Source organism: Paracoccus sp. MKU1 (assembly GCF_001447385.1).
Classification (GTDB): Bacteria; Pseudomonadota; Alphaproteobacteria; order Rhodobacterales; family Rhodobacteraceae; genus Paracoccus.
Genome location: NZ_LLWQ01000154.1, coordinates 116,648 through 128,597, shown reverse-complemented (window position 1 = coordinate 128,597; position 11,950 = coordinate 116,648). Strand labels below are relative to the sequence as shown.

Genomic DNA, 11,950 nt, shown 5'->3' with positions numbered 1-11,950 from the left:
TCGGGCGGGCGCCGCAACGCCCGCCCCTGGTTTCAGCCGCCCGCGGCTTCCCGGATCGCGGCATTGCCGCGCTCGACGGCGTTCTTCAGCGCCGTGGCCGCGTCCTGCTGGCCGGCCAGCATCTTTTCGTATTCCTCGTTCTGGATGTCGCGCAGCTGCGGCAGGTTCGGCGCGCGCACGCCCTTGGAGTTCTCGGTCGGCTCCTTGCCCATCATTTGCAGGATCGGCGTCTCGCGGCCCGGGTTCTGCTGGTAGAAATCCGAGCCCTTGGTCGCCTCATAGGCCGCCATGGTCACCGGCAGATAGCCCGATTGCTCGTGCAGATATTGCTGCACCTCGGTCTGCGACAGGTAGTTGAAGAAGGCGGCGACGCCCTTGTAGGTCTCGTCCGACTTGCCGCCCATCACCCAGAGCGAGGCACCGCCCGGCGTGGTGTTCTGCGGCGCGCCCTCGGCGGTCTCGTCATAGGGCAACTGGCCGATGCCGTAATTCATGCCCGACTTGACGATATCGCCCAGCCCGCCCGAGCTTTCGGTCAGGATGCCGCATTCGCCCGAGGTGAAGTTCTGCTTGGCCTCGCTGGTGCGGCCGCCATAGACGAAGACACCCTCTTTCGCCAAGTCCGCAAGCTCCTGGAAATGCTTGACGAACAGCGGGCCGTCGATCTTCAGCTCGGGCGTGCCGGCCAGGCCGTTCTCGTTGGTGCCCCAGCTGACATTGTTCCAGGCGGCAAAGTTCTCGGTATGGATCCAGGTCAGCCAGGTCGAGGTATAGCCGCAGGTCGCGGCCCCCGATTCCTTGATCTGGCGCGCGGCGGCCCAGACCTCGGCCCAGGTCTTGGGCGGGTTCTCGACATCCAGCCCCGCCTTTTCGAAGATGTCCTTGTTGTAATACAGGATCGGCGAGGAGGAGTTGTAGGGGAAGGACAGCATGTCCCCCTCGGGCGTCGAGTAATAGCCGACGATGCCGGGCAGATACTGGCTCTTGTCGAATGCGTAGCCGCCCTCTTGCAGCACCTCGGCCACCGGCTTGATGGCGCCCTGCGCACCCATCATCACCCCGGTGCCCACGTCGAAGACCTGGATAATGTCCGGGGCCTGCCCGGCGCGGAAGGCGGCGATGCCGGCGTTCAGCGTTTCCGGATAGGTGCCCTTGAAGACGGGCTTCACCTCGTAATCTTCCTGGCTGGCGTTGAAGTCATTGGCGATCTTGGTCACCACCTCGGCATTGGCGCCGGTCATCGCGTGCCACCAGGAAATTTCGGTCTTGGCCTCGGCCGCGACGGGCAACGCCATCAGCCCGGCAAGCCAGAATACGGTTCTTTGCATGGTTTTCCTCCGAGTCGTGCCTTGCGGCGTCATCGCTCCCGGACGGCGGCACCTGGGCCAAGCCGCCCGCCACGCACCGTCCGTCTCCCTGTGCGGATTTGTCACCTGCCAAGGGCCGGGGTGTCAATTCGCATCTGAGCCTTCTGGTATGGCAGGCAGCGGGCAAGTGCCACGCCGGTCACAGCGCCCCTGTGGCACAAGTTCATGAAAATCCAATGACAGCAGTATGTAGGAGGCAAGTCTTGATGCGATTTCCCGATGACGGCCTTTGATCGGCGCCAGCGGCGGGCCGCGGTTTCGTCACGTCCCGAAAGCGGCGCGGCCGGCGCTCGGGCCGCCATCCGATCCGGCACGCATCCGGCACAGGGGCAGACAAGGCGACATGTTTGCCATTCGTCCCGCACCGGCGTGGGAAAATTCACGCCGTAATCACAGGCTTGCGCCAGGATCGGGAAAGCCTTCTGCCAAGGACACCCACGACGCAATGGAACAACCCGGCCCCCAACCCGGCCCCCACGCCTCTGACCCGACCGCAAGCTGGCAGCGTTACGACTGGCGCGAAAGCTTCTTCGCGCCCGGCTTCGTCATCCTGCAAGCCCTGACCAGGGGCGGCCGCACCGCCAGCGGCGCCGGTCAAGATCGCGACGAGGCCTTCGACCGCTGCGCCGGCGAGACCGCCGAGATCCTGGCGCTGGCCGCATTCCGCGCCAGCGGCGGCGTCTTCGAGCCCTGGCGCGACGGGCTGGCCGCGCATCCCGATCCCGAACCGGCACGCGAGGCCGCCATGGACGAGGCCTGCGAGCGCCGCGCCGTCGCGGAATGGTGGCTGGGCCGGCGTCCAGCTCGGCCGGTGGCCGCCGACTGGATCCGGCAGGCCGGGCTGGCCGCGCGGCTGGACCGGGCCCGCGACGGTGCGGCGCTGCGACGGCGCACCGACTGGTGGCAGATCGAGGGCGCAGGCGGCCCCCGCACCATGATCTGCCGCAGCATGAGCCCCGAGGGTCAGGACCCGGTGCTGGGCTATGGCGCCCATCGCGATCCGGTGCGGGCGGCCGAGAAGGCCCTGCGCGAGCTCCTGCTGATGGAATTGAACCTGATGGAACTGCTGGCCGCCCGCTCCTTCGGCTGCGAGGGCGCGCTGCAACCCGTGCGCAACCGGATCCGCGGCTATGCCCGCCGTTCCGCCCTGCTGTTTCCCGAAGCCGCCGCCATCCATCCCGAACCCCCGGGCGATGCGGATTCCAGCGGCTGCTTCGACACCCCGCCCGCCTGCCATGAGATCTCGCCGCCCGAGGGGCCGCTCAGCGTCTGGATCTGCCGTCCCGACCTGCCGGCGCCGCTTTTCACCGACGAGGCCGGCCTGCCCTATTTGTGAGGATCGCGATGCGTGACGACGGTTTTGCCAGAAACCTTCAAGGACCGGGACCGGGGCAAGGCGCCTGTCCCATGGGCTGCGCCCCGCTGCGCGGAACGCTGCGCGACATGGGGGCGCTGGCCTCGCCGCTGTCGCGCCGGGACGACCGCCCGGACATCGCCCAGCACCTGCCCCAGATCCTGCTGCGGACCACCCCGGACTGGCGCGTCGCCTGCCTGGAGCGGACCGCGCATATCCCCTCGGGCTATACCTATCTGGCCCAGCTGATGGGCCATGACATGGGCAGCAGCGTTCCCGCCGACAGCGTGCCCTATGCCCGGACCGAAGGCGATGTCGGCCCGGCCAGGCGCTACAACCTGATCGACAATCCGCTGACGCTGGAAACGGTCTATGGCCCCGGCCCGGCCATGCTGACCCATGTCTACGACCCCGAGACCTGCCTGTTCCGCCTGACCCCCGGCGCGCGGCTGGCGCGGCTTTACGCCCGTGCCGCCGGCGCCTCGTCGGACCCCGATCCCCGGCCGATCCGCGCGATCTACGACGAGCGCAACCGCGACTCGCTGATGCTGCACGAGCTGACGGTGGCCTGGATGCAGTTCCACAACCGGCTGGCCCGCGCGCTGACGGCCGGCGGGCAGGAGCCGTTCCGCGCCTATGTGCTGGCGCGCGTCCATGCCGTGCGCTGCTGGCACGGCATCCTGGCCGGGGACCTGCTGCCGCGTTTCCTGCATCCCCAGATCGCCGCGCTGGACGGCGACACCCTGCCCGGCTGCTGGGCACTGGACGAGACCACGCTGCTGCACGGGCTGTGCCGCGCCTTCCACGCCCTGCCTCTGGCGGCCTATGATCTGGGCCGCTCGGGGCTGCACAACCTGGGCACGCTGCTCAAGCGCGGCTATGCCCCCAGCGAGGCCGAGACCGACTGGCGCATCGACTGGCCGCTGTTCTTCGGCGCCAGCCCCAGCGCGCCGCTGACCGGCATCTCGGCCAGCGTGGCGCCCGAGCTGCGCGCGCCGGTGACGGCGGCGGCGGTGATCGCGCTGGACAGCCGCTCGGCCGCCGAGGCCGGATCGCTGCGGCCGGGCAACGATCCGATCCGTGCCGCCATCGCCGCCCTGCCCGGCGACTGGCCCGCGCGCATCGCCCCCGCCCGGCTGGCCGAGGATTTCGCCGCCGCCCATCCCGAGGCGCCGATCCGCATCGATGCCGAGGGGCTGGAATGGGGCCCGCTCTACCAGTTCCTGATGGTCGAGGCACAGCTGCACGGCCGGCGCGGCGGCTTCGGCCCCCTGGGCAGCGCCTTGCTGCGCGGCTCGGTGCTGGGCTCGATCCGCCGCGTCGTGCTGGCGCCCGAAACCGAAGCGACCGCCGGCCTGCCCCGGCCCGCGACCATGCTGGAACTCATCACGCTTGCCAGGCAATGACGGAGAAACGACCATGACAGGGACGCGCCGCAAATACATCATCATCGGGGCCGAGGTGGACCAGCCCGAGGCATGGCTGCACAAGGACGGCAACATCAGCGCCGAAAAGGGCGCCGACGGCGAGCCGCTGAATGTCGAATATATCGGCCGGCTGATGGTCGAGCTGTCGCAGCGCGGCAAGTCCGGCGTGCCCAAGGCCGAACTGGACGCGCTGGAGGAACGCGTCAAGCGCGCGCTGGTCGTGCAGGACTTCTCGGCCCATGACGGCGCGGCGCCGCTGAGCGATGCCGAGCGCGAGGCGATCCTGGACGGCACCACCGTCCGCATCGAGTTCGAAAGCCGCCGCCGCGGCAGCAGGAAGCCCGACCGCAACACCCGCATCCTGGTGGTGCCCTCGGACGAGACGCTGGGCATCGCCGACGCCATGCTGCGCGCCCAGGGCGAGGTCGAGGGGTTCCGCCCGCCGCTGTCCTACGAGCTGGACCGGGCGCTGATGCTGGCCGGCATGCAGACCGAGATCCTGGAGATGGTGCGCGAGTTCGCCGCCCGCGCCGAGCCGGGCTGGACCCCCGCGCTGCAAGCCGCGCTGGAGGCGCATATGGAGCAGGCGATCCACGAACGCAGCCGGTTCAAGGACGGCAGCGGCCGACCGGCCAAGGACGTGAAGAACGAGATCATGTCCAGCCCTCTGCGCGCCTTTCACCGCTCGGTCGGGATCTATGCCACGAACATGTGCCGCTAGGCGGGAAAGCGGCTTCGGGCCGCGGCGGCCTGTTCCAGCGTCTCGCGCAGCTCTTGCCGCCAGCGTTCGTCGCGCAAGGGAAAGACCGATGAAAACCAGTCGAGGATCTGCCCATCCGTGGGATCGGGGGCGCCGTGCCATTGCCCGCGCAGCTCGGCCAGATAGGCGTCGAGCCGCCGCGCCGCCGCCTCGGCCTGCCCCAGCCGCCACAAGGCGGCGCTGTGCCAGCCGCCCACCGTCGGCATCAGCCCGGCGCCGCTTTCGCATTGCCGCGCCGCCGCCGCGAAATCGCCGCAAAGGTAATCCGCCGCCGCCAGATAGATCTGGTGAAAGGGTTCCATCACCGCGGCATGGCGCTTGGTCTCGGCGACCAGCCCGCCGGCCTTCTTCAAATCGCCCGCAAAGGCAAAGCCGAGCGCGCAGGAGGCCAGCGTCAGCGGGTTGTTGCGGTTCAGAACCAGCGCCTGGTCGAAATGGAACTCGGCCAGGTCGAAATAGCCCAGGTGGCAAAAGCACCAGGCCAGCACGCGATGGGCGCGGGTGTCCAGCGGGTCTGCGGTGACGGCGACGATGGCGTGATGCATGGCGTCGCGCTTCAGCTCCTCGGTCTGGCAGGTGCCGGGCAGAAGCACATGGCGCACGTTCAGCGCGCCGGCCAGTTCGGCATGGGCGGGGCCGAAGGGCGGTGAGCGCGCGGCGATCTCGCGCAGGATGGCCAGCGCCTCGGCCTCGGTCTCGGGCGACCAGCTGTCCAGCAGCGCCTGCGCCCTCAGCCAGTCGTCATAGATGCCCGAGCCGGAATCCGACAGCGAGCGGTCCGAGACCACCACCGACAGCGCGTTGGCGATGTTGGACAGCAGCACGCGGACCTTGGCCTCCCAATCGGTCTGCGGCGCCTCGACCCATTCCGACCAGACCAGGTGCCCGCCGGCGCCGCGCTGCACCTCTACGAACAGCCGCAGCCCGCCGGGCAGGTGGAACGGCTTCAGCGTGACCCGGACCTGCGCCGGCTCGGGCGCGTTCTCCTCGACGATGTGCCATTCGCGGAACCGGCCCATGCGCATGCGCAGATCGGCGAACAGCACGTTGGTCAGGCTTTCCAGGTCGCGCCCCGCACCCTCGGCATCCAGCAACAGGACCGACAGGCTGACCTGCGGCAGCCGGTCGCGCTGCGGCCCGTGCCGCCCGCCGCCGCCGGGATCGAGCTTGATGGCGGCCAGCAGCTCGACGGTCTCGGCCTCGGGCTCCTGGTCGAACATCTCGTCGAGATGGGCGTAAAGCGTGTTGTATCGCTCGATGGCCCGGGTCGGACGGCCCGCCTGCCAGTCCAGCCGCATCAACAGCCGCGTCGCATTCTCGTTCGAGGGCTCAAGCGCCACGGCAAACTCGGCCAGCCGGCGCTGGGTTTCGGGGTCGGAGCCCGCCAGCCCGGCCAGCCGGCGGTCCAGCACTTGCCGCACCCCGGCCAGCAAGGTGGCCCGGGTGATCGCCAGCCAGCTGTCGAACGAGGCGCTGATCCCTTCCAGCTGCACGGTCTGGTCGATCAGCAGGCGGATGCGACCGGCCTCCTCGGCGTCCCAGCCCGGGCCGGACAACCGCGCCGCCAGTTCCTCTTGCAGCACGAAGCCGCCGGGCAGGCGCAAGGCGATCTCGCCCGCGCTGGTCTCCAAGGCCCAGCCCGGCATGGCCTCCATGGCGCGGCGGATATGCTTGACCGCCTGGCGATACGAGGCGGAGGCCTTGCGTTCGTCCGAATTCTGCCAAAACAGGTCGGTGACCTTTTCCGTGCGATGCACCGGCGTCCGGTCGGCCAGCAGGAAATACAGCAGCGCCCGCGCCTTGCGCAGGCGCAAACCGCCCAGAACCTGCAAGAGGCTGTCCAGTTCCATGCGCATCCCTTGCCGCAACTTGCACCGGCCGCGCGACGAACCCGCAACCCATGGTTTTGCAAGGATTCGCCATAACGGGGCCGCGATCAACGGTTCATCGCAGCAAAACGGGGGTTTTTAGCGGCCGCTATCGGCCCGCATCGCCGGGCTGCACCTCGCCCGGGGCGGCGGCGCGGCCGAAGGCCAGGGTATAGACCACGCCCTCCCCCGGCTGGGCAAGCCCGATCAGCGCGTTCAGCCGGCTGTCGCGGAACCCGCCCATGCAGAGGCTCGCCAGCCCCAGTTCCGCCGCCACGAGGCAGAGGTTCTGCGCGGCATGCCCGGCCTCCAGCAGCACATAGCGATAGCCGCGCGGCCCGTATTTCTTCTGCGTGCGCGAAAAGATCGCGGCCAGGCACAGGATCACCGGCGCCTCGGCCACGAAGGGCCAGGTGTAGAACATCGGCTCGGCCTCGGCCTGCCAGGGGCCGGGGCGCAGCAATTCCATCGCCTCGCCCTGGGCGTCGTAGTGGTGGATGCCGGGCGCCAGCCCCTCGACCCGCGCCACCAGCGCATAGATCTCCAGCGGATAGGTGCCGCCCGCCGAGGGCACGCTGCGGCGCAGGAAACGGCCGCCGGTCTCGAAGGGCTCGGGGCCGGTCAGCCCGTATCCGGCACGCAGGAGCCGCGCCAGCGCCGCAAGCGGCAAGGGCTCGGGCAGGAAGGCGCGGGTCGAGCGGCGCGCCATCGCCAGCGCCTCGACCCCACCGGGGCCGGTCGCGGGCAAGACCACGCGCGGCGCCTGGGGATAGCTGCGGAAATCTTGCAGATAGGGGCCGGCGCGATAGGCGGCCTCGTTCAGCCAGGGCTCGGAATTCAGGTGGAACAGGCGCGACAGGGCGGTGGGGTCGTGGACGGGGATGCTCATCGGATCAGGCCAGCGGATGGGGGCAAGGATTCAGGTCGGCCTCGGCCAGCGGCGCGGCGCGCAGGCCCCAGCGCAGCGGCGCCTCGTAAAGCCGGCGGCCACCCAGCCGGCCCTCGCCATGGCCGAAATGGATCGGCTGGAAGCCGGTCGCGAAGCAGCGCACCACGCGCGGGCCCAGCGGCGCGATGTCGGGCGCGGTGATGTCGACATAGGCGACGCGCGCGCCGGCGGCATTCGCGGCCTCGACCAGACGCGCCAGCACCGCCTCGGGCGACGGGGTCTCCGGGTGCGGCAGATCCTCGAGCCGCACCCGGCTGCCCGAGGCGAACAGAAAGTCGAACTCGCCCAGGTTGCGCGGCAGGGCGTGATAGAGCGGGTGATCGTCAAGGTCGCGCACATCCTCGGGGCCGCGCAGCCGTTCGGCCGCGTCGCTGCGGGCCAGGCGCGAGATCATGCTGGGCCGGGCCTGGCACAGTTCGAACATCGCCTTGTCGATGGCGGCGGCCGGGTCGGGGTCGCAGCCCATGCCGACGATGCGCGCGCCTTGCGCCGGATCGGGATTCTCGGCCACCGCCATGACCACGAAGGCGGCCTGATCGGTGGCCAGCGACACCAGCCGCACCGTCACCCCGAAGCGGCGATAATGGCGGATGATCGCGGCGGCCATGCAGCCGGTCTCGGGCGTCTCGATCAGCGTGGCGGGCAGGCGGTTGAGCCAGGTGATCATCAGCGCGTCGCGCTCGATCAGCTCGCAGAGTCCGCCGATGACGGCACGGGTCAGGTCGGGACCGGCCGCCAGACCGTTCGAGGTGACGGCGGCGACGTGATCCTCGGGGCGCGGCAGCGGGCTGAGCAGATAGACCAGCCCCGCCGGCAGGTCGACCGGCCGGCCCGAGGGCAGCTCGACCCCCGCGATCCAGCTCGTCTCGGTCGTGGGGCTCCAGCGCAGATAGGGCAGGCCGGCGCGATACTGCGCCTCGGAATGCAGCACGCAATCGGCGGGGGTGATGGCGCCGGGCAGCGCCGGGCCGACGCGGATGCGCGCCGCGTCCCAGTGATAGGCCGAATACCGCTCGATCGCCTCGCCCAAGGCGGAAAGCCGCGCCTCGGCCTCGGTCCGGCCCTTGCCGGCGTTCAGCCGCTCGGAGGGGCCGGCGGCGCGGAAATCATAATGCGCCAGCGTCGCCGTCCACAGATGCGGCGGACAGGGTTCCTCGGGGCCCCTGCCCTGCGGCGCGAGTTCGCGCACCAGCCCGCAACGGCGGCTGACCAGCGCCGCGCCCAGCCGTTCGGCCTGCATCGCATCGTCCCTCATCTCGCCGTCCCGCCGCAGACCGGGCAGCCGGGCTTGCGCAGCACGCCATGCTTTTCCTGCCGCAGGCCCGGCAGTTCCACCACGAGGAAACGGCCGTCCAGCGCCGGCTCGCCGGCGCCGGTCAGCACCGCCACCGCCTCGGCCGCCATCATGCCGCCGATGATGTCGGCGCCCATGGCCAGGTTCTCGCGCCGGGCGGACAGGTCGCGGCGCAGCCGGTCCAGATGCCGCTCCAGCGCGAAACGGGCCTGCGGATTGGCGGCGCAGGCGACCTCGCGCATGCGCCAGCACATGTAGCAGGCGGCATCGGGATCGCCGGAAAAGCCGGGGCCGACGACAAGGTCCAGCCCCTCCATGCCACCGGCCAGCCAGCGCATGCCGAGGTCGCGGCAGGCCCGGTTCAGCTTCAGCGCCAGGTTCAGCTCTCCGGCATCGAGACAGCAAAGCACCATGGCCGCTCCCTCGATCAGCGCGGCGATGTCCTGCGGGCTGTCGGGGCGGGTGGTCCGGGCACGGATGCGGCAAGCCGGCGCCAGATCGGCCAGAGCATCGGCCAGCGCCTCGGCCCGCAGGCTGCCGGCATCGCCGGGCCGGAACAGCGGCGAGAAATAGCTGTCGCTGGCGCCGACCTCGGCCGGATCGACGATCAGCAACTCGCCAATCCCGGCGGCCACGAGCCCGCGCGCCGCCGCCGCCCCCGGCCCGCCGGCGCCGAACAGCACCACGCGCGCCGCCGTCAGGTGCCGCTGGGCGGCACGGCCCTCGGGCGCGGCCTCGCTGAGCCAGGCGAGTTGCGGCTGCAAGCCGGCCGGCAGGTCGGGCCCGTCCTGGGCGCCCTCGACCACGATGCCCTGCGCGCCCAGCATCTCCAGCGCGGCCTCCAGATCCTTGCGGGCGAAGATGTCCGAGACCTCGTCGCAGATCCGGTCGATGCCGGTGCGGCCGTCGAGCAGCGGCACCACCTCGCGGCTGAACTCGCGGAAGGAATGGCCCTTGAGCGTCAGCGCCCGCCGCCACGAGACGATGCGCAGCAGCTCGTCGCCGCCCTCGTCGGGCGGCTCGGCCCAGGTCAGGAAATGCTCAGGCAACAGCGGGTTCCGGAACGGCATGGCTCTCTGCCTGCAAGGTCGGGGGACGGATGCGGAACACCGCCAGCGCCAGCACGCGCTCGCCCTGCCGGGCGACCAGCCGGGCGCGGTCCAGATCGGCCAGCGCGGCCTCGACCCGCGGCTCGGGCTGGCCGGTGGCATGGGCGAGCCCGGCGATGGAGGCGGTGCTGTCGCAAAGCGCATAAAGCTGCGCGGCAAGCCCGGTCAGCCGGTGCCGCGGCGCGGTGGCGACCGCGCGGCTGTCGCGGATGGTGACGCCGTCCGGGCCGAATTCCGCATCCAGCACCGGCCGGCCTTCGGGGGCGAAGCAGGCATTGCGCCATTCCGTCACCGCGGCCTGGACGGGACGGACATAGCTGGCCGGATCGCAGCCCGACGCGTGATCGAAATCGAAGAAATAGGCCAGCCGCGACAATTCGCGCCGGCCCAGCGGATAGACGTAGAAATAGGCCCGCGCCGGCCGCATGCGGCGGATGCCGAAATCCTCGGCCCGGCTGTGGAACGGGCTGAATCGATCCAGCCGCAGCATGCCGCAGGAACAGGGCGGGTCCAGATGCGCCAGCCGCGGAATCAGCCGGGCCATGGCGGCATATTCCTCGGGCTCCTCGCCCGGAAAGCCGGAAAGCACGTTCCAGGCCACCTCGATCCCCAGCTCGCGGCACCAGCGCATGAGCTGGATGTTCTGGAAACCGGTGCAGCCCTTGTCTATCAGCTTCAGCACCCGGTCGGAAAAGCTTTCGATGCCGGGCTGGATCTGCGTCACGCCGCCGGCCCGCATCTGCCGCAACTGGTCCAGCCGCAGGTTCGACTTGACCTCGTAGAACAGGTCGAGGTGATAGCCCGCCTCGGCCAGGCGCGGAAACAGCGTGGTGACGTATTTCATGTCGAGGATATTGTCCACGCAGCCGACCCGGCTGGCCTTGTGGCGCCGCGCCAACCAGGTGATCTCGTCGAAGGCCCGGTCGGGGGATTTCGAGCGGAAGGCCATGGTGTCGCCGTTCAGCCCGCAGAAGGTGCAGTGGTGCTTGGCCCCCCACCAGCAGCCGCGCGAGGTCTCGAAGACCAGATGACCCTGGAACTGGCCGGCCAGCGGCGATTGCGCCAGGCGCGAGAAGTAGTCGTCGAAATCGGGAAAGGGCAGCCGGTCCATCTGCGTCACGCCCTGCGAGCGCAGCGGCGCCTCGGCCGAGCCCTGATCCAGCACGCCGGGGATCGGCCCCGGCTCGCGCCGCCCCGAAAGCCGGTCGAGCAGCAGCGGAAAGCTGATATCCGCCTCGCCCGAACAGACATGATCGATCCAGGGAAAGCTGCGGATCAACTGCCAGCCCATCTCGCCCTCGCAATTCGCGCCGCCGAACACCACGACCGGCGGGTCCGGCAGCGCCTTTAGCCGCCGCGCCAGGGCCAGGCAGGCGCAGGTCTGGTGAAACACGGTGCTGAAACCGACCACATCGGGCCGGCGGGCAAGGATTTCCGCCACGCAGGCTTCGAGATAATCGGGCAGCAGCGTCCGGATTTGCCGCATCGCGGCATAAATCTCGCGATCATCGCCCAAATGCGGCAGCAGAATATCGCGAATGAAATCCTCCGGCGATGCAATATCGTCGCCGAACAATTCGGCGGCGAACAGCCATTCGCCGATGAGCAGGTTCGGCGGAAAATTCGTGGCGATGCGCTGATAGGGCACCAACCCGATGCGGGCGGCCAGGTCGATATTCAGATAAACCGCCTCGGCGCTGTGACCGGCCTCGCGCGCCTCGGCGATCAGCAGGCCGACACCCATGGCCGGCCGGCCGATATCGGCGAAGGGAACGACGGGAAACAGGACATGCATTCGTCCCTCCACGGGTCATGTAACGGG

Annotated in this window: 9 protein-coding genes; 3 read left to right on the top strand and 6 right to left on the bottom strand. The window is 69.9% G+C overall.

Features of this window, described 5'->3' with window-relative positions; translation table 11 throughout:
• Nucleotides 1–32: 32 nt before the first annotated feature.
• Nucleotides 33–1,328 carry a sn-glycerol-3-phosphate ABC transporter substrate-binding protein UgpB gene (ugpB, locus tag AQY21_RS11185; RefSeq protein WP_058097740.1) on the bottom strand — a complete coding sequence of 432 codons (1,296 nt, stop codon included), beginning with the start codon at nt 1,326–1,328 and terminating at the stop codon, nt 33–35.
• 484 nt (nt 1,329–1,812) lie between these two features.
• Here ugpB and AQY21_RS11180 point away from each other — a divergent pair, with 484 nt between their 5' ends.
• The 3 genes from AQY21_RS11180 to AQY21_RS11170 all read left to right on the top strand — a co-directional run bounded on the left by AQY21_RS11180 (nt 1,813) and on the right by AQY21_RS11170 (nt 4,869).
• The gene (locus AQY21_RS11180) at nt 1,813–2,703 is read left to right on the top strand and encodes a YcaO-like family protein (RefSeq protein ID WP_058097739.1); all 891 of its coding nucleotides are present in this window, start codon (nt 1,813–1,815) and stop codon (nt 2,701–2,703) included.
• Between the two features lie 71 nt (nt 2,704–2,774).
• Nucleotides 2,775–4,127: a hypothetical protein gene (locus tag AQY21_RS11175; RefSeq protein ID WP_238986748.1), complete on the top strand. Its 1,353-nt coding sequence runs from the start codon at nt 2,775–2,777 to the stop codon at nt 4,125–4,127.
• 13 nt (nt 4,128–4,140) lie between these two features.
• Nucleotides 4,141–4,869: a hypothetical protein gene (locus AQY21_RS11170; protein WP_058097737.1), complete on the top strand. Its 729-nt coding sequence runs from the start codon at nt 4,141–4,143 to the stop codon at nt 4,867–4,869.
• On the opposite strand, the gene AQY21_RS11165 is transcribed toward AQY21_RS11170, so the two are convergent.
• From AQY21_RS11165 to AQY21_RS11145, 5 genes are all read right to left on the bottom strand, one after another.
• On the bottom strand, nt 4,866–6,758 hold the full coding sequence (locus AQY21_RS11165) for a BTAD domain-containing putative transcriptional regulator (RefSeq protein WP_058097736.1): 1,893 nt from the start codon (nt 6,756–6,758) through the stop codon (nt 4,866–4,868). The two genes, AQY21_RS11170 and AQY21_RS11165, sit on opposite strands and share 4 nt — an antisense overlap.
• Before the next feature lie 127 nt (nt 6,759–6,885).
• On the bottom strand, nt 6,886–7,665 hold the full coding sequence (locus AQY21_RS11160; protein ID WP_058097735.1) for a SagB/ThcOx family dehydrogenase: 780 nt from the start codon (nt 7,663–7,665) through the stop codon (nt 6,886–6,888).
• A gap of 4 nt (nt 7,666–7,669) precedes the next feature.
• Nucleotides 7,670–8,980, bottom strand: coding sequence for a YcaO-like family protein (locus AQY21_RS11155; protein WP_082658080.1), 1,311 nt, complete (start codon nt 8,978–8,980; stop codon nt 7,670–7,672).
• A complete protein-coding gene (locus AQY21_RS11150; RefSeq protein ID WP_058097733.1) occupies nt 8,977–10,089 on the bottom strand; it encodes a TOMM precursor leader peptide-binding protein in 1,113 nt (370 codons plus the stop codon). The genes AQY21_RS11155 and AQY21_RS11150 overlap by 4 nt, the downstream gene beginning before the upstream one ends.
• The gene (locus tag AQY21_RS11145) at nt 10,061–11,923 is read right to left on the bottom strand and encodes a RiPP maturation radical SAM C-methyltransferase (protein ID WP_058097732.1); all 1,863 of its coding nucleotides are present in this window, start codon (nt 11,921–11,923) and stop codon (nt 10,061–10,063) included. The genes AQY21_RS11150 and AQY21_RS11145 overlap by 29 nt, the downstream gene beginning before the upstream one ends.
• Between the last annotated feature and the right edge of the window lie 27 nt (nt 11,924–11,950).

Coding starts and splice junctions, on each gene's coding strand:
- AQY21_RS11150 (WP_058097733.1), bottom strand. CDS start 10,089: ATGCCGTTCCGGAACCCGCTGTTGCCTGAGCATTTCCTGACCTGGGCC.
- AQY21_RS11165 (WP_058097736.1), bottom strand. CDS start 6,758: ATGGAACTGGACAGCCTCTTGCAGGTTCTGGGCGGTTTGCGCCTGCGC.
- AQY21_RS11170 (WP_058097737.1), top strand. CDS start 4,141: ATGACAGGGACGCGCCGCAAATACATCATCATCGGGGCCGAGGTGGAC.
- AQY21_RS11175 (WP_238986748.1), top strand. CDS start 2,775: ATGGGCTGCGCCCCGCTGCGCGGAACGCTGCGCGACATGGGGGCGCTG.
- AQY21_RS11160 (WP_058097735.1), bottom strand. CDS start 7,665: ATGAGCATCCCCGTCCACGACCCCACCGCCCTGTCGCGCCTGTTCCAC.
- AQY21_RS11180 (WP_058097739.1), top strand. CDS start 1,813: ATGGAACAACCCGGCCCCCAACCCGGCCCCCACGCCTCTGACCCGACC.
- ugpB (WP_058097740.1), bottom strand. CDS start 1,328: ATGCAAAGAACCGTATTCTGGCTTGCCGGGCTGATGGCGTTGCCCGTC.
- AQY21_RS11155 (WP_082658080.1), bottom strand. CDS start 8,980: ATGAGGGACGATGCGATGCAGGCCGAACGGCTGGGCGCGGCGCTGGTC.
- AQY21_RS11145 (WP_058097732.1), bottom strand. CDS start 11,923: ATGCATGTCCTGTTTCCCGTCGTTCCCTTCGCCGATATCGGCCGGCCG.